Source organism: Candidatus Hydrogenedentota bacterium, assembly GCA_035416745.1.
Lineage (GTDB): Bacteria > Hydrogenedentota > Hydrogenedentia > Hydrogenedentales > SLHB01 > UBA2224.
In genome coordinates this window covers 1-18,373 of sequence record DAOLNV010000018.1, presented here as the reverse complement: position 1 = coordinate 18,373, position 18,373 = coordinate 1, and the positions used below count along the sequence as shown (strand labels likewise).

General features: G+C 61.7%; 9 protein-coding genes and 1 tRNA gene. 6 read left to right on the top strand and 4 right to left on the bottom strand.

Annotated features, from left to right (window positions below; genetic code table 11):
- Positions 1-107: 107 nt before the first annotated feature.
- Positions 108-875 (top strand): adenosylcobinamide-GDP ribazoletransferase, encoded by a 768-nt coding sequence (locus PLJ71_08155; protein ID HQM48646.1) that lies wholly within the window; start codon positions 108-110, stop codon positions 873-875.
- Here PLJ71_08155 and pbpC read toward each other — a convergent pair.
- The 4 genes from pbpC to PLJ71_08135 form a co-directional block, all read right to left on the bottom strand.
- The gene (gene pbpC / locus PLJ71_08150) at positions 862-3,198 is read right to left on the bottom strand and encodes a penicillin-binding protein 1C (protein ID HQM48645.1); all 2,337 of its coding nucleotides are present in this window, start codon (positions 3,196-3,198) and stop codon (positions 862-864) included. The genes PLJ71_08155 and pbpC overlap by 14 nt on opposite strands.
- Positions 3,195-9,275 carry an MG2 domain-containing protein gene (locus tag PLJ71_08145; protein ID HQM48644.1) on the bottom strand — a complete coding sequence of 2,027 codons (6,081 nt, stop codon included), beginning with the start codon at positions 9,273-9,275 and terminating at the stop codon, positions 3,195-3,197. Before PLJ71_08145 ends, pbpC begins: the two co-directional genes overlap by 4 nt.
- Positions 9,276-9,401: 126 nt before the next feature.
- Positions 9,402-11,753, bottom strand: coding sequence for a YfhO family protein (locus PLJ71_08140; protein ID HQM48643.1), 2,352 nt, complete (start codon positions 11,751-11,753; stop codon positions 9,402-9,404).
- Between the two features lie 134 nt (positions 11,754-11,887).
- Positions 11,888-15,535: a LamG domain-containing protein gene (locus tag PLJ71_08135; GenBank protein ID HQM48642.1), complete on the bottom strand. Its 3,648-nt coding sequence runs from the start codon at positions 15,533-15,535 to the stop codon at positions 11,888-11,890.
- A gap of 320 nt (positions 15,536-15,855) precedes the next feature.
- Between PLJ71_08135 and PLJ71_08130 the strand changes: the two genes are divergently transcribed.
- From PLJ71_08130 to PLJ71_08110, 5 genes are all read left to right on the top strand, one after another.
- Positions 15,856-15,934, top strand: a tRNA-Pro gene (locus PLJ71_08130).
- 116 nt (positions 15,935-16,050) lie between these two features.
- Complete coding sequence (locus tag PLJ71_08125) at positions 16,051-17,205, top strand: site-specific integrase (protein ID HQM48641.1); 1,155 nt, start codon at positions 16,051-16,053, stop codon at positions 17,203-17,205.
- A gap of 147 nt (positions 17,206-17,352) precedes the next feature.
- On the top strand, positions 17,353-17,628 hold the full coding sequence (locus PLJ71_08120; protein ID HQM48640.1) for a hypothetical protein: 276 nt from the start codon (positions 17,353-17,355) through the stop codon (positions 17,626-17,628).
- Positions 17,629-17,638: 10 nt separating this feature from the next.
- The gene (locus tag PLJ71_08115) at positions 17,639-17,863 is read left to right on the top strand and encodes a hypothetical protein (protein ID HQM48639.1); all 225 of its coding nucleotides are present in this window, start codon (positions 17,639-17,641) and stop codon (positions 17,861-17,863) included.
- A gap of 152 nt (positions 17,864-18,015) precedes the next feature.
- Positions 18,016-18,373: hypothetical protein (locus PLJ71_08110; GenBank protein HQM48638.1), on the top strand; the 358-nt coding region annotated here is incomplete at its 3' end.

Genomic DNA, 18,373 nt, shown 5'->3' with positions numbered 1-18,373 from the left:
GCGTTTTGCACAGACGGCTCTCGACGGTAGCACCGCGATGCGCGGAAACGTCCTGCAGGTGTGTTGAATGTGTGGTGGTCGCGGCCGGACCCTGAAGGGAGGGCGGCATGGGGCTAATATCACGATTTCGGTATCTTCGCTCATTTCCTGAGCCGCTCGACGCCGTGGGGAAAAGCGCCCCGGCCCGCTGGGCCGAGTATGCGTTGCCTGTCTGGGGAGCATGCCTTGGTCTTGCCGTGGCAACGCTGGACCACGGATTCGGCTATCTGTTTCAGAACCCGCTCATATCGAGCGCGCTGACCGTGGCGTTATTGGCGGGGGCTTCGCGCTGCATGTATCCCGCGTACTTCGCGCGTTTTCGCGAGGCGAGGGTCAACTCGCGCGAACAGGCACAAAGCGGCAACGAATTCGCATCTCATGTGGGCATGGTTTTCCTGATGCTGCTCTTTCTTGTGAAGGTCATGGCGTTGAACGCGTTGTGGCTGACAGTGCGTTGGCCGGTCATTGCATTGGTCCCGCTGGCAAGCCGGTGGGGGATCGTTGTGTGCATGAACCTGTTGCCATACGCCCCGAGCAGCGGTTCCGAGGCGGACTTGAGCCACCGAAGAGCCATCGGACCCATCGTATCGGCGGCCCTCGTCTTCGCGGCCGTGCCGCTTGCCTGCGTCTACATTTCCGGGAAAGGGTTTCCGCTGGGGGGCCTGCGTCTGGACATCGCGGCGCGCATCTGGGCCGCTACGGCCACCGTAACACTGCTCTTGAGCGCGCGGCACCTGCCCGGAATGCGCGGATGGACGGCCGCACGAACCAGCGCGCTTGCCGAGATAATCGAGGTCGCGGTCCCGCTGGCGGTGATCATGACTATCCCGCGGTAAGGGGACGCTTCGGCTCCATACGGCGGGCGTCTTCCGGGGAAACAACCTCAAAACGCACCGTATCCAGGACCCCGTCCGGGGCGAGGCAGGTCAACTTGTGATTCCCGGGACTCAGACTCAGGTACACCGGCGCTTCGGGACCTGAACCGCCCAAGTAGCGGTCGTCGAGGTACCAGTGCAGGGTCCCCACGCGCTCGATGGATGCGCGGAGGCGGATGCGATCACCCATGGGTTCGCCCGTCAAGACATATACAGCGCCTTCCGAAGGATGCTGGATGGCCAGGGTGTCGTGCCGCTCGGGATGGGTTTTGGGGGAGGTCAGGTCGACGATTCGGGGGTCGCGCACAGCGGCAAGGTCCCATCCCCGGGTGTCACCGGGCCACCGTTCGACAATGTCGGCGCTGCCGGGGCCGGCTGGATGGTGCATGTCGCACACCCGATGGAGGTACTGGCTGCGCGGCAGCGTTTCGCGGCGTGTGTTGGAGCACCACGGGGTCGCTGGAAGACCGCTTACGGCGCAAACACGGATCTCGCGCAGGTCGTCCCCCGCTTCGGGCCATGCCGGGGTGTTCGGCACATCGAGCGCGCGGAAGATCTTCGCCGCCAGGGGCAGCGCAACCGTAGCGCCGACCAGCCATTTCGACGAAGAGGCGTCGTTGTTGCCCATCCAGACGCCCACGACGTAATGCCGGTTGAACATGAAGGTCCAGGCGTCGCGGTAGTCCGTCGAAGTGCCGGTCTTCCATGCCACGCGGGTCTTTGTCGCGCAAACCGGCACCAGCTCCCGCTCGAATTCGTCCGGCGGGGTTTGTTCAAGCATCTCGAAGATTTTCAGGCAGGCGCCCCGGGTGAGTTGCCGCGTTTCGGGGCCGGGCTGCTGAAGTTCGTGTATTCGGAGCGGCCTGTATACGCCGAGATTGGCGAGCATGCAATATGCCGCGGCCATTTCATCGAGGCGCACTTCGCAGTTGCCGAGGGTCAGGCCAAGGCCGTAATGTTCCGGAGGTTTGACGACCGTGGTAATGCCCGCCCGCGGAAGAAACGCATGGAACCGGTCCACGTCAAGCCTTTCAAGGATCGTGACGGCCGGCACATTGAGCGACAGCTGGAGGGCCTTGTCAGCGGTCACGAGGCCGCGGTACCGGTCGTCGAAGTTCTCAGGGGCGTAACGGCCGTAGTCGAGCGTGCCGTCATTGAGCGTTTCGGAAGCGTACAGGCAGTCGCTGTCCATAGCGAGTGCGTAGATGAAAGGTTTGAGGGTCGAGCCGGGTGATCGCAGGGCCCGGCAGGCGTCGACCTGGCCGCCTCCGGGTGTATCGTAGAAATCGCCGGAGGCGACCCGTGCACGGACCTCGCCGGCTTGCGTGTCAATGACGATGACGGCCGCGTTGGTGATCTCACCCGGATAATAGCGCAACCGTTCGCGAACAATCTGCTCGATGCGCGCCTGGACGTCGAAATCCAGGGTTGTTCGCACCCGCCCCTGTTTGTCTGCGAGCGGGCGCAGACTCATAGCGAGATGCGGCGACAGCGCGGGCAGCTCATGCCACGCCGCGCCCAGGGGCGCTTTGCACGCCCGTGCGAACTCGTCGGCGTCGATGTACCCCTCGTCGTGCATACGCTTGAGCACGTGGTTACGCCGTTGCCGCGCCTGTGCGGGATGCTCGAGGGGCATGTATGGGCCGGGGGCTTTGGGAAGGCCCGCCAGCAGAGCCGCTTCCGGCAGATTCAATTCGCGGGCGGGTTTCCCGAAATAGCGCAGCGAAGCTGCTTCACACCCTACAAGGTTGAGACCGTATGGCGCCGAATTGAGATAGGTCTCCAGGATTTCGTCTTTGGAAATTCGCCGTTCGAGGCGCAGCGCGGCAACAGCCTGGCGAAGCTTGCCCGATACCGAGTGCGTGGGCGCCAGACCGCGTTTGGCGACCTGCATGGTCAGGGTCGATGCGCCCGAGACCACACCCGCGCCCCGAATGTTCGAGACCGCGGCCCGGACGATGGCCAGAGGGTCCACGCCGGGGTGCAGGCGAAACCGCTGATCCTCGGTGGCGAGGGTGGCCTTGATGAGATGCGGGCTCATCTCCGCCATCGGCCGGGGGAAACACCACTGTTCTTCTTCATTCAGGAAAACGTAGAGCGGCCTTCCCTCGCGGTCGAGCAATTCGCTGGACGCGGCCAATTTGAGGAAGGGCTGCGTGTCCATAGGCCATGCCAGCATTACCGCGGCTGCCAAGGCGATGGCCGCGCAGACCGGAATCATCCGGCGCGGCGCGGCCGCCGCCTTGATCAACCGTTTCATTCGGGTCTTGCCGGGCCAGTTCATTGCCGGGACTTCACCTCCACGTTGCTGACGGCATTGGCCGCGCGAACCGACGCGTCGTACATGCACTCGGCCGTCGCCGAAGGCGCTTGATAGGCGCCGGGGGTCACGGCGCGCACCACGTAGTAATACCGGTGGCCTTCTGCCTTGCTCTCGAGGTTGTTGAAAGCCAGAACGATGCGGTCGTCGCGCACGTCAACGTAGCTTGGGTTGGTGACCTCCTTGAACTTCCCGGGCGGCAGGGTTTCGGCGTTCAGGCGCGGGTTCTCAATCTCGAAGCCCGCGGGAAGTTTGTCGACTACCACAACGTTCTCGACGCTCTGTTTCGGCGTGACCGTCAGTTCCACGACGTAGCTGTCGGACTGCAGGAAGGCGCTTTCGGGCGCATACGGAGCGCCCTGGCTTGTGAAATAACGCCGGCCGATCGTGATGTCCTCCGCGTAGCCGTCCGTGTCGGGCTTCTCGGGGATGCCGGCTGTGGTGACATTGACGAAAACCGTGGATTGGCCGTTGTTGGCGACGATGTATTCGCCGCCTGCGCCTTCGTGTTTCTCGCGGAAGATGGCCCTTCCCTGAATCTGCTGCTGGCCATTGGGCCCGGCAATCGTCGCGGACGCCTGGTCGGCGTTGGCGCCAAGCGATTCGAGATAATCGCTGAGCGCCGAGACGACAAACGCCCTCTCCTGCGTGTTCCAGGTACGATCGCTCGAAAGGTACTGGATCAGGTCCTTCGCTTTCGCATGCAGGTCGGGGGAATTCGGGTCAATTTGCGCCAGCGACAGGACCTCGACGGCCGTGTTTCGAATATCCGAATTGAGCGTGCCGCCCCGTTCCGCCACCTCGTACGCCTGCGATGGAGTCGAGGTCAAATACATGGCGACGCGGTCTTTGTCCTCCGTCGACTTTGCCAATGCCGCCGCCAGCAGGTACCGCGCGGAGCGCGGCATCGATATGTTATCGAACCGGCGTATCTGATGAATCGCGTTGATGTCGCCGCCCAGCGCCAGCACGTAGGTGGCATAGGCACGAAGGTATAGATTGGATTGCGATTCCTTCTGGGTCCAATCGTTTGCGATGCCGCGGACATAGTCCTGCAACGCCTCGATAGGCTGCTCGGGCAGTTCAAACTCGCGGCCGTTCTTGACCAGCGTCAGGAAGTGCAGGCCGTACACGGACCCGTAAGGATAGGGCTCGTCCGAGCCGGGCCAGTACCCTAACCCGCCTGAGGCGGTCTGCATCGAGAACAGGCGGCCGATTCCTCCTTGAATGTAGTCATTGAGACGCGCCTGATCCTTGAGCACTTCGTCCGCCAGGCCTTGGCTCTTGCGCAGGAGATACATGGGCATGAGCGCCGAGGTGGTCTGCTCCACGCACCCGTAGGGATAGTGCACGAGGTATTTGAGCGCTTCGTAGAGCTGAATTTGCGGGTTGGCGCTCACGACTATGTCGATCTCGGCCTGCTCGTTGGCAAGGAAACGCGTGTTCTTGAACGTTTGAGACGCGCCCGGAGCAACGCCGGTCATCTCGTGGTAGGACTGGTACGCCGCAGCCGGTTTGACCGGCAGAGGCGTCTCCTGTACCAGGCGCTCGACCTCTGCGCCTTGCGGGCTCGTCACGACCGCTTCCCAATGAATGTTGCCTTGGCCAACGGCCTCGGCGGCCTGCAACGCTATCTCGATGCTGGCCTCGCCGTTCGCAGGCACACCGACCGTTTTCGGCTCACCGGAAATCTGTAGCGGGCCGGTCACGGCATTCGACAACTGCACCTGGCATGGCTCGCCGGTCGTGTTGAACAGCACGACTTTCGACGTGGCCTTGTCACCCGGAAGGAGGAAGCGCGGGAGGCTGGTGCGCAGCATGTAGGGGCGCCGCACAAACACGGAATCGCCTGAAGCGCCCGCCGCGGAAGCCGTACATGCCACGGCTACGAGGCGCAATTGTCCGGAGAACTCGGGGACGTCCATCAGCACCTTCGCGGACCCGTCAACGCCTGTGCGCACAACGCCCGACCACAACGCCACGGGCTTGATCCAGTTTTCGTCGGCCGCGCCGGAACGCTTGGCGAGCAGGCGCAGCGCATCGCCGCCGGACTCGGGCTTCTCGAAATCGTACGCCACCTTGTCGTAATAGTGCGCGCGGCGGTAATCGGGCCGGCGTGGCCGGGAGAAGTAGTCGTAGGGAGCCGGGTTCTGGTAGTTCGTGATGTCGTGAATGCCTTCATCCACGGCTGCCAGGGTCACTTCGGCTTCGACGGGGCTGCCAGCATCGTCCGCCACGTGGACCATGAACTCGCGCTGCCCGGCCGGCCGGACCTCCTCGGGCAGGTCCGGAAATGCGACGGCGAGCTTTCGCGCGGGATTCTGGACATTCAGGCTGGCAAGCGCGAAGCTCGAAAACGGATGCAACTGGGTCTTACCGAGCTCTATGGCGTGGATGACCGTTACCTCGAGCCATACGTTCGGGAAGTGCGCTTCCGTGACGGGGATCTGAAGCTGGCCCACATTGTCTTGTATCGTTACGGGAATCATGTTCTGCAGCGTATCGCCCTGTACGGTCACGATCCCGTGGCCGTCAAACGGCGATTCGACCTTCAACGTCGCCGTTTCACCGATGGTGTAGTTCTCTTTGTCCAGCGTTAGTTTGATGAGACTCGGGCGTGCCGCGGACACGATGTTGATGCGGTCGCCGTAGGCGTAGAAAGTCACGGTACTGAACTGTTTCGTCTTGTCGGAAACAACCCGCAACCGGTAATAGCCCCAATCATTGAGGTCGAAGGTGGCCATGCCTTTGCCTTCCTGCAACGAGACCTCTTTCGAATCCACCGGGTCGAAGGACTTGGTCCAGTTCGAGCCGTAGTGGCTGTAGTAGCGGCGGACGTAGTAGTTCCAGACCTGCTTTTCGAGATAGACCGTGGCCTTCTCGAGTTCGGCGGGAGACCCGTCGGGTTTGACGGCGGCCACGAACGCCTCGATACCCGCCGCGCCCGCGGGCCGAGAAGCGCGAATACCCAGGCACAGTTCCGACGGGAAGTACATGGCTTCCGCGGTGCTGTAAACCGCGCGGCCGCCCAACTCGAAGACCCCGGCGAACACCGTGGCCGTAAGTGGGGAGGTGGCATCGGGGGGCGCTGCATGCGAGAAGCTGAACGTCGCCTTGCCGTTCGTGTCGGTCTGCTTTTCTCCGGCCGAGATGGTGTCGGGCTTGAACTCGGAATCGTTCTCGAACGTATACCCTTCCCAGCCTTTGGGATTCCATCCCCGGCGCTCGAGAGCAACCTTGGCGCTGCTCAAGCGGTCCACGGCGGGCGCGCCGAAGAGGTGCCGTGCCTCGACAAGGATGTCGTAGGCCTGTCCCGCCAGCCAGATGGTTTGGGGGAGCTGTACTTTGGTTTCCATGCGGTTGGGAACGAACTCTTCGAGGCTGAACTGGTAGCTTCCCACCGGCCGTTCGCTGCCGGGCACCACGAGCATGATGGTGTATTTGCCGGTCGGGAACTGCTTCTGCGTCTGGATGTCCAAGGCGCCGGTACCGAACGCCGACAGGTTCGTGATTTGCGAACTCAGGACGCGGCCGTTGGGTTTCATGACCTTCAGGAGAAGGGGCGTGTCGGCAAGGGCGTCGCCGTAGTTCTTGCGTACGATCCACCGCGCATGGACCGTTTCGCCGGGACGGTACAGGTCGCGGTCCGCGTAGATGCAGGCGTCATAGGCTTCCTTGTCGTACATCGGCATGCCTGGGAGGAATTCGGGGGTATCGTCATCACGGCGGTTCAATTCGATCAGGGAAAAGTCGTCTTCGTATTCGATGACGGCCACCTCGGGCGAGCCGAGGGTCTTGTCGAGGTTCGACATCCGCAAAATGCCCTGCTCGTCTGTGTGCCCAATGGCCAGCAACTGGTTCTTGTTGGAATGAAGCGTCACCTTTGCGCGGTGAAGGGGCTCGAGTGTAAACAAGTTGTGCGCGAAAAGCATGACGCCGTCATCGACCCAATGCGCCAGTGCGCCAATGTTGGTGAACATGACGATCTTCGTTGCCGTTGGGCCGTTTTGGGCACGGGCCTCGACGCAGAACACGCCCCGCTTATCGCTCGGGAGCAGTTTTTCGAGGTCGATGGGTGCGCTCACCAGATAGTCTTGCTTGCGGGGCATCTCGAGTTCCGTCGAGACGATCTTCTCACTCCACTTATATATGAAGTTGCTTCCCCGTTGCTGGGCTTCCCAATAGTCGTTGGACGATGTTTTCATGCCCATGTCGTCGATGGCCACGGCCACGTTCGACGGAAACATGCGGTAGATGTCGACGGCAACCTTGTCCACGTTGCGTGATGTCACTTCCAGAGCAGAAGTGGCCCGGGTCGGAAAATAGTACTTGCCGTCCTGGTTGAAACCGATATACGCGGGGATCTCGTCTGTCTGAAGCTCGCGGCTGACCTGGGCCTGGCTCTTTCCTCCACCAAGGTACGGGACGCCCTCCGCGATGCGGAGCTGGTACGAGGTTTTCGAACGAAACGTGCCGTAGACTCGGTAATAGGAATTTCCTTCGGGTGTTATGCTGATATCTTCCACGGCGGGCGAGAAGGTCAGATACTTTTCGAGTTCCTGGGAATTGACCACCACGTTCAGGCGCATGGAGAGGTACTGGCCCTGTGTGTAATCGTAACTCCACCAGGTATCTTCAATTTGCAGGGGAGGAGCGGGCCGCGCCATCTCGTACTGGTAGGGCCCGGGCAACGCCGCGTTCGGGTCGCCCGGAAGACCTGCTTCAATCGCCAGAGTCACATCGACCTTGTCGCGCCGCTCGGGCTGAAATGTCAGAGCCTTGTCTATCGACAATTCCTCTCCCTGTACCTCGAACGGCAGTTCGTTGCCCATGGCTGTCTCGGACAGTTTCAGCCGCGACGACAACGCGTCGCTGCGGACGGGGTGCGAAAACCTCAAGAATAGGGTGTGGGTATCGCCGTCGGTGGACCCCCAGCGCACCGAAGTCACTTTCAACGGCTCGGGGCGCGTATCCAGGGTGGCGCTGTAGTCCTCCAGGAGAACCCGCTTCTGGCTGCCTTCCATCCCCTTGGCCAGCTTGACCTGAATCGACGGGTACTCGGTCTCGGGTATCTCGACGCTGAGGCGGTGCTCAGAGGCCTCGGCTTGCGAAACAACCTCGAACGGCACGGCGCTCTGGTTGTCCGCTCGTGTGATCGAGACTCCCTCGGTCAAGGACGCGGCGGGCACGGGTTTGGTAAATTGGAGCACGATTTCTTTTTTGGGTCCCTCGAACTTCCCCCACTGGACGGATGCCACGGCGAAGAACGGCTCTTGCGGATATGCGAAGAGGTGGTCCTCCGCGAGTTCGGCCGCCCCGGACTCGTCGGTAAGCCCTTTCAGAACCTTTATTCGGATGGGCGCCGGCAGGCCCCCGGCAAACACCAGCCGGATGCCCCCCTCTTCGCCAGGCTCGATTTCATAGGTGACGGACTGGCCCTCGAGATTCTCGACGACCAGATGCTGCCGCAGCGCGTCGGGATTAACCGTCGAGGGGAACATGATGCCCAAAACGACCCGGTCCGCTTGCTCTTCGATCTCCCACATGTTCTGTGGTTCGAATGCGAAAGACGCGAAGTTATGCTCGCGGGCATCTTCCGGGATTCTTGCGCCCGTTTCCGAAACCAGGTCGGGATTCAGGGCGACGGTGTACACGACGTCTTCGTCGAACCCGTCCGCGGCCTGAAACGCCGCGAAATTGCGATTCACGCGGAACGTCCCCTCGACGGCCGGCTCTATCGTGAAAGGATCGGTAAACCCGGCCTCCGGCGCAATCTGCACCGGAGCGTCAAAAAAGAACACAATCTGGTCCACAAGCGGTTCCCCCGCGAGAGGCACGACGCCCACAACCGTGAGCACTCCCTGTTGGGTCTCGGCGGCAAGGGGCGGGGGAGAAGCGGGCGTCTGAGACGCTGTTTTCGCGTCCGGGCCGGAAACGGAGGTGGCCGGCTGGCTGCACCCCAAGGCGGTCAGCAATGGCGTGCACAGAAAGATGAGCGCCAAATAGGAGAGGATGGAACGGTGGTTTGTGAGGTGCCACATGGCGAGGGTCTCCCGCAGGTTGTAGAACGGCTTCTGCTCGAGGCAATAAGCGTAACCGTTACGCCCCGGCTACGTACTTCGTCTATTGTATTATGTACACAGTAAAATGAAAAGTTCCCAGGTGAGTCAGTCTTGCGTCTTCAAGGCCGTTCGGATGGCGTGACGCAGCGACAACAACCCCGCGATTGCGCCCGCAACCAGGAACAGGATGCTGCAGGCCAGCCCCATTTTGAAAGCGGCGGGAAAATAGGTGAAAAGCACCTCGGACGGCCCGGCCGGGACGGTCACGCCGCGAAACACCGAATAGACTGGGATAATCTCCGCGGGCTTCCCGTTGACGGACGCTGTCCATCCGGGATAATACGCCTCGGCCAACACCAGAAGAGCTGGCCGGTCCGATTCGGTGCGCACCACGACGTCCGTAAAACCCCGGCTGACGAGTTCGGCACTCCCTCGGGCGCCTTCGTCGACAGGGGTCGCCAAGGGGGCTTCCAGGAGGGCCGTTTCGCCCGGGTTGAAGCCGGGTTCCATCATAGCGGCATACATAGCCTCGCGGCTTGGGCATACACGCACGTTCGGGACCAGGTATGCCAACGGAAACGCGGCCGTATTGGCGTAGACGTCAATGCCGTCCAGGCTGTCAAGACGCTGCAGGCGGCCAAGGGCCTCCGGAGGGAAGGCATCGGTCATCTCGGGGTGTTTCAGGTAGCAGCCGATTGCGCAAGCCGGCTCCATGGCGTCCCATAGGTCAGGCCCCATGGTTTTCAGGAAGCGGATCATGCGCTCGGGGTACATGCCGTCCTCTCCGAGCCATTCGTGTATCCCGTACGAAGCCATAAGGCCGCCAGGAATACCTCCCTCGGCCACGCCGACGCGTTCCGTCAGCCCTTGCTCGTGAAGAAACCGCGTAAGAGCGGTCTCGGGCATAAGATGCCCTGAGTCGATAGTCGGGTTAAGGCCGCGATTCGCCGTGAGCAGGTCAACGGCAAGCACGCCGGCCATGGCGTACCCCAACCAGGCCCTTTGTCGAAGCCGGGTCCCGGCAGCGAGAACAAGCAGGCCAGCCGAGGCGAAACCGGCTGCCAACCCAACCTGAAGGTACAGGTAGCCGGTTAACCCCCGCATCCGGATGATGGAGGCGTTGAACTGCCAGATGCCCGCCACAACCAGAACCGCGAGAACGGCAATGCCCAGGGGCGGAAGCAGCGCACGCCAGGGTCTCGTCTCGCGCATCCAGGCGTCCAGGCCAATGGCGCCCAGCAGAGGCAGGGCAAAGACCGCAAAACAGATGTGGTAGCTGCGCTTGATAGCATTGAAATAAGGGAGCGCGTGCATGAGACTAAACGGGTAGACCTCAAAAGTCAGCGCAATACTCAATCCGGCGGCCAACGCGAGCGCAATCACGGCGGCCCGGCGCCGGCGGTCTCCGCTTCCCGCGAACAACGCCGTCGCGGCGCACAACCATACGGCCATTCCGGGGTAGATCATCGAATAGCGGTTTGAGTCCAGGTCGCCCCAGTAATTGCCGTCCGCGGCGGCGCCGAAGAAGCGGGGGAGCCAGAAGACCGCGGCTGCGCTCAAGGGAAGTCCCCGTTCCGCTCCAAAGGCCGCGATGTCCTCGCCGCGGTATTGGTTGCCCAGGTATTCGAAAAAGGGGACAAGCAGGGCGGCGCAGACCAGAACCGCCAGAACCCAGGCAGCCGCCCAAAACCCTAACGGCGCCAGGAATGCGTTGCCCCGGCGTCTTTCCAGCGCCAGGCGCGCGATAAAGTAGACCGACAGGCCCAGGATCATCGTAAACGCCGTGACCGGATGCCCAGCAAGGAGGAACAAAGTTGCGCCAAACGCGGCCGCGAAGAATCCCCGCCGGTAACGTCTCTGAACAAGGAATTCGCCGGCCATGACCAGCACGGCCAGCCATGGGCTGAGATCAGGAAGGCTCCAATTGCACCAGATGAGGTTGTAGCTGGCGAACATCCATCCCACCGAGCAGAACATAGCCGGCGGCCTGTACAACCCCATTACCCGTGCGCAGAAATAAGCCGCCATGCCCGCCAGCCAGAGTTTCAGGAGGATATAGACCGTTGTCGCGAGGTCGATGTCAAAGAACAGGTGCAAGAGGCGCGGCGGATAGAGTACCGCGCTCTGGTAATTGGCCAGCAGAGGGATGCCGGCGAACTCATAGGGATTCCACAACGGCCACGCGCCTGCTCGGACGGCTTCACGCGAGATGGTGTACCATGGGCGAAACAGGGTGAGAACGTCGGCCATCAGGGGATTGCTCGGTCCCTGCCAATCTTCCGGCGCGTAGGCCTCCCAAGGGGGCTGTTGAAAAGCGATATCCGCAGGGGAGATCATCTCGCCGTGAAAGAATACCCCCGGGAAGGCCGCTGCGAGAAGCGCAAGAAGGAGCAACGCCTGGCTGGCCGCCTCCTTCAGCGTGACACGGGTTGTTCTGGCGGTGTCATCTGCCGTCATGTATCGCTTCTCACAAAAAACTTCAGGCCAATCCTTGTCACCGGCCTGCCGGAGCTTCAGCGGCACGCAATCCGTTCCGCGCCGTCAAGCCGCGTGCTCGGCTGCCCTCCCGCACAGGACCTGGCCAATGCCCCTCAATCGCGTTTGGAGTCCTCGTACAAGGCCCTGATCTCTTCCGGGGCGAGGCAGGCCCTGTAAACACGGATATTATCCATCAAGCCCCGAACAAAATAGACGTCGTCTTCCAGTCCGTAGCGTCCGACCAGCAACGCACTGGCGCTTGGCCGTGGCCGGCCCGCGACGCGCTTCCTGCCCGCCAGTTGCCCGTCGATGTAGACACTCATCTCGCCAAATCCGTACGTGGCGGCCAGATGCTGCCATTGACCCGCCTTGGGATGTCCCGCATCGAGGGTGCCTACGCCGGCAATGTAGAAACGCAGCTGTTCGCGGAAGATCTGCAGGAAGTAACCCGATTGCTGCCACGCGCCTTTGCAGATGAGGACCGGCATGCCCTTCAAGTCATCCATTTTGACCCACATGGCCAGCGTCAATTGTTCTTCGGGGTTCCATTCGGGTTGAGGCGCGAGTTCCGCCCAGCCGGTACCGCCGAGCGCAAGGGCATTCTCGGCTACCTCGGCCATCCCAGCGAGAAACGATTTGTCTTCGAACGAGAGGTCGACAAGGGGCTTTATGGGAGTTTCGACGGGAATCACGCCGATCCGCCGTGAGGGAGGCCCCTCCTTGCCGTCAGGAGCAACGGCGGCGATTGCGTAGGTGAAGATCTCTCCCGCCGCGGCGGCATCAGCGTATTGCAGGTAGTGGCCATGTTCCGCGGGGACATCGTACCGCCCGGCTACGCTATCGTTTTCATCGTACTTCGTAACGCGATATAACACGGTTTGGGGAGCCGAAGCTTCCCAACCGAGTATGACCCGGCCATTCCGGGTCACGGCGTCAATGTCCTGCGGAGGTTGTGGAAGGGCAAACTCCGGAGCGCGTTCGTCCACAAAACGCTCGGCAGTGTGACCGGTCAAGAGATTCCGGGCCGTAACGCTGTAACGAACGGGTTTCCCGGTTAGCGGAGCGGTGTCCTCATACCACCCATCCGGCGTGACACCAAGCACGGCGCCGTCGCGCGCTACCGTATACATTTCCCCCGGCCGAACGCCCCAACTCAGCTTGACGCTATAAGAATCGGGGGCGGCTTCAAGGGCCACGTCGGCTGGCACGACTTCCCGTTCCGGCGGAGCAGGGGGCGGCGGCAACTCCGTTGAAACGACATGCAGCGACGAAAACGACTCGGCGGGAAACGACTCGGGGGCCGTCAGAAGGGTTCGGAACTTCGACGAGACCTCCACCCCCCACTCGAAACTCGGCCACTCGGACGCCTCTTCCGGAAAAGCCAAGCTGAAGGTCTGGTTGCCCATCTGGTAAAGTTCGCGCTTCTCCCAATTCGACGCGCCAAGAGGCCGGGCACGAACCCGCACATTAACCCCTTCGGCGTCAAGGCCAAGCACGATTACCCGGTCGGGCAGCACCAGAATTCGGGGTTCTATCACCAAGTCCGGGGGCGTCTTCGTGAGCTGCGACAGCCCCTCGGGCGGCAGTTCGAGACGGTTGCGGATATCTGCCCACGCGCGGCCGTTCATAGACGCCAGGGCGCCCAGCTGGTCCTTGGTGGTGGTCCACCGTGAATAGGCGTGCATAGCATCCGCAAATCTCGACTTTCGGAGGGTGGCCAACGCGGCTTCGACGTCCTTATCAATAAGGTCCTTTTCGAACTCGCCGCCGGGGCCCAACACGCTGGCGGCATGGTCGTAGGCGAGGACGGACGCGACAAGGGATAATCCAGCCTGAAGCCGGGCCGCCCGGTCGGCGCGAATCGTGCCGCCTATGATTGCTTCCTTGAGCGCGTCCCCCAGGCCAAGAGTCAACGCGGGAACGATTTCTTTCGCTGCTTCGGGAACGGGCACAAGGCCGGTAATCTCCTTCAGCGCGCCCCGCAGGATGTTGCGGTCTTCTCCCAGGGCGTTGCGGATTTCCAGAGCCGTCTGAGCCAATTCCGCGCGTTTCTCTTCCTCGCCCGCCGACCAGCGGAACGGCATGCCTTCTCGCTGTCCCGAACCGCCGACGTAGCGATATCCCAGGCCCTGCAGCCTCAGCAGGCCCGGCGCCAGGGTTGCGCCCAGTTTGGGCCCAAAGAGATCCGTGGCGCGCCGTTCCATGAAGCCTTCCACGGTCAAAGCGGGGTCCCATGCAAAGCGGGCGGTGTAAGTCATCGATTCTTCCACTGAACGCGTGCGCCAATGAGTGCCGATAAGGCCTTCACATCCCTTGCTTAATGCGTCACGGCAAGCGCCGGCGGTCTCATACAGGTTGGGCTGGGGCATCCACAGGTCCCCATCGAATTCGTGCCAAATGATCGGCCAGCACTGGCGCTCGGGAGAGAGTTTGTCGTATACGCTGCCGACGTTCGGGGTCACCCGTAGATTATCCAAAGCCGAGAAGACGATGTCTTTCGGGAGAAGGGCGTCCATGCCGGGGTACAGGTCGGTGCACCGCAGCCAGGCATCGCCGCCCCAGCCGCTCACGACCAGACGGATGTCGGGCCGCAGAGCGTCCAACAACTGTTTCCCGTGCATGGCGAACAACACCATGCGAACCGCCTCCGCACGAAGCCGCGGCTCCGTCACGTCCTGGAACGCGCCGCTCCACCGATTGGCATACGATGCCCATGCGGAACGCGCCGGCGGGTCCTCTCCAGAGTGCACCCCTTTGCCTTCCGGCTGCCAGAGCCACAGGCAATCGATGTGGGGATAATCCGCGAGCACCGACCGTAAACGGGCTTCAAAACGGTCCCGCACCGCCGGCTCGAGAACGTCGCCCCTCACTTCAAACCCCAAACCCGTTTGAAGGCCGCGGCTCTCGGCGTACTCGATCGCTTCGCGCAATACGGCTTTGGCCTGTTCAATGGATGGCCGGCGCTCGGCGACCAGCGCCGCGGACGCGCCAAACGTTTCCCCCGCGAAAAGACGCCCCGTTCCCGCGAAAAACTCGCTGGGCGGCATCGGCTCGACGTCCCACCGGCCGCTCGCCATGCTCGCGAGCGGCTCTCCGCCAACCAGCTCGCCCTCAAATTCGTAAGCGGCAAAAGGCTGGTCGTCACGCGCGTAAAAAGCAACCATGTTCATGCGCATCCGGGCCAGACCGTCGATGTAGGTCTTGTAATCCTCGAGGTCCCATGTCGAGCAGCCCATCAGATAATCGTAAGCCGGCAAGGCTCCGCGGACCGCAAACGCGGGGGTGACGGACTCGCCGAATTGCGGCAGTTTGAGAGCGGGAATGTCGGCAAACCTGTCTGGCAACGTTTCCTGCGAAGTGTAGAAACCGAACCCGAACTTCTCCAACAACCCGTACGCGCCATTCTGGACCGCTCCAGCGGTCTTACCGGCTACGATGACGAGGCCGTTGTCAGCCCGGTCCGAGTACAGGACATAGCCGTCAGCGCCCGGCTCTTCCAGCCCGAACGGCCACGCTGCGGCCGTCCTGGGGAGCGTTTCCGGCGTCCCCAATACAATCCCCTGCGCGCCGGCCGGCACGGCTTCCAAGGTCTCGATGGGATACAAATTGCCCGTAGCCGCATAAAGCAGCCGTTGCAGCTCTGTCGCGGCAACCCGTTCGAGCTCGGAAGACGTTGGACCTGCGTAGATTGCCGGCGCCGCCCAAGCCGTTATGGCCATTCCGAATAGTGCCAACACCAATAACGAACGTACAGCGCGCATCGACAGACTCCCCTGACTTGCTGCCTACCCTGAAGTTATCCGGAAATGCAGTGACCCGTTGCTGCGGTGTGACAACACAGCCGGGATTCGTCCCGAACGGGCGTTCCGGGCGTAGTCTACCTTGTGAATACGCGGAAATAAAGCAAGAGAACGAGCAAGACAACGGGGGAGAGGCTAACGCGCTGTGAACCCCAAACCTCCGTAGGCGCACACCCGAAAACAACCGGTGACGATAGGGGAGCACCACTCCGAATAGACACACAGCGAATGGACGCGTGCGTCCGCCTGGTCCCGTGTGCTATCCTACGCCGCGTCCGCATCGGGGCGTAGCGCAGTCCGGTTTAGCGCGCCTGCTTTGGGAGCAGGAGGTCGCCGGTTCGAATCCGGCCGCCCCGACCATTTGTAAGTTACAGTCTGACAAAGACTTAAGCATAGCCTATTGACAGATTTTCGGCGTTCGTGCTAAGGTGCTGCAAGGGTAGTAGTACCCTTGTTTTGGGCAGGGAGGCGACGCCGTGAAAATCAAGCTACCTACGCTTTATCACCACAAGCCGAGCGGCCAGGGCCGCATCACCTACCAAGGCCAGAACGTCTACTTCGGCAACTGGCACGACCCCGAGACCGAGAAACGCTACAAGCGATGGTGCGCCGAGCTCCTCGTTGATGACGGCTTGCCCGTCCAGGATGCGGAGGCCGTCACCATAAACGTCCTGGCGGCGCACTACCTGACGTACTGCTCGCAATACTACGGGCCTGATAGCGCTGAATGCGGCAACGTCAAGCGCGCCGTTCAGACGGTCCTTGAGCTGTACGGCGCCACACCCGCCAACGAATTCACCCCAAAGAATCTCAAGGCCGTTCGTGCCATGCTGCTCGAGCAGACCAAGCCTAAGCCGCTATCGCGTTCAACGATCAACAAGTACACACGGCTTGCCCGGCGCATGTTCAAGTGGGGCGCATCCGAAGGCATCATAGAGTACAACGTCTATGCTGCTCTTGGCACCGTTGAAGGCCTGCGCAAGGGCCGCACGAAGGCGCGCGAGACCAGGACTATCGAGCCTGTCCCAGAGCAGGACTTGCAGTCTGTACTGAAGATCGCCCCCCGCATCCTCAGGGACATGATCACGCTTCAATCCTTGAGCGGCATGAGGCCGGGCGAGATCTGCGGATTGCGCCGGCGCAACATAGACACCTCGCGCGAGGTGTGGACCGTCGAAATCACCGATCACAAGATGGCGCACCTCGAGGATGCGCGGCCGCGCTTTGCGGCCATCGGACCCCGCGGACAGAAGATACTGAAACGATACTTATTGCGTCCTGATAGCGCGTATTTGTTCAATCCCAGGGAGGCCATCAAGCAGAAGGCGGAGCAGGCGCCTACACATAGGCGGCGCGGCCAGAAGATTACACCGCGCAAGACGGGGCGCAAGGTGCAGGACCACTACACCACCTCGAGCTATCGCAAGGCGATCACGCGGCTGTGCCAGGAGGCCAAAATCAAGCCGTGGGGGCCAAACAGCCTTCGCAAGTATGCCGCTACCAAGGTACGCGAGAAATACGGCCTTGACGCCGCACAGGCGGTCTTGGGGCACTCGAGCGCGGATACCTCGGAGATATACGCGAAAGTGAACCAGGCGAAGGTAATAGAGATTGCTAAGGAGCTGGGCTAACCCCGGCATAACGCCGGTTAAGCAAGTGGCCGCGGAAGGCGCAGAGACGCCATGCCGCGGCCTGACCGGGCGCACGAACGGACCGTGCACGCGGCTGTGAGTATTCTACACCCGCCAGCACTCCCGCGCCCAGAAGGGAGAGCGAGTATGTTTATGATCAGCATCGACGGATTCACGGAGGCGGCGTTTCTCGATGTCTGCAAGCGCAGAGGAAAGACACCATCGGAAATGCTGGAGGCGGACATGCGCGCGCAAATCGCCGCCTACCTGGTTAAGGTGCAATACCTTGAGAATCCCGCGGCGGCTACGCGGCTGATTTGGCCTAGCATCATGAGCTGGCCATATACGGACGCGGACAAACCTGAGAGCTTCGAAGCGGCCATCGACGGCGCAAAACAGCTTGCGCGGCCAACGGTAGAGTAGGGGGTGCGGCATGGATAAACACTGGGTTCTAGACGGCTGGATCGACATCACGGGCGTCTGCGAAGACGAGGGCTGGCACCTCGCGAGCGCCATTAAGACGCTCGTTGACCTGGGCGTTGAATACCGTGACGCCGAAGCCTATGCTGATTTCGCGTTCCACGAGAAGGCCGTGGTCAAGCGCGAGGACGGCGGAGTTTTGACGCCGGAGCAGCGCCAACGGCTGAGAGCGGAGTAGGTTGGACACCACCGGCAACTAGCGCTGATCCTCAGTCAAAGCGCCTATGCCAAAATGCGAGACATGGTTGGACACCACCGGCAACTAGCGCTGATCCTCAGTGGGCGCGGGCAAGGCAGCTCGCGGAACTGAAACAAAACAAAGGCGCCGTTGTGGAAAATTTTCCACAACGGACAGGCAAATCCCGCGACGAGGTAGCTCAAGCTGTCGGCCTTGGCAGTGGGAAGACGTATGAGAACCATCTACAGCGGCGGCACCTGAACGAGTCACAGCGCGCGATGGTGGGAGCGCGGATTGCGAATCTTGGGAAAGGCGGAGATCGTCGTAGTGAAGATTTCAAAGGATCAAATGATCTTTTGAAATCCCAGTCTGATGCGGCCGAAATGATGAATGTCTCCGTGCCTTCAGTGAAACGCGCCGCGGTTGTCCAGCGCACTGGCGCACCTGAACTCGTGGCCGCTGTCGAGTACGCGATTCACAGCCAGCGCGATCGCCGCAACCTGAGCGACG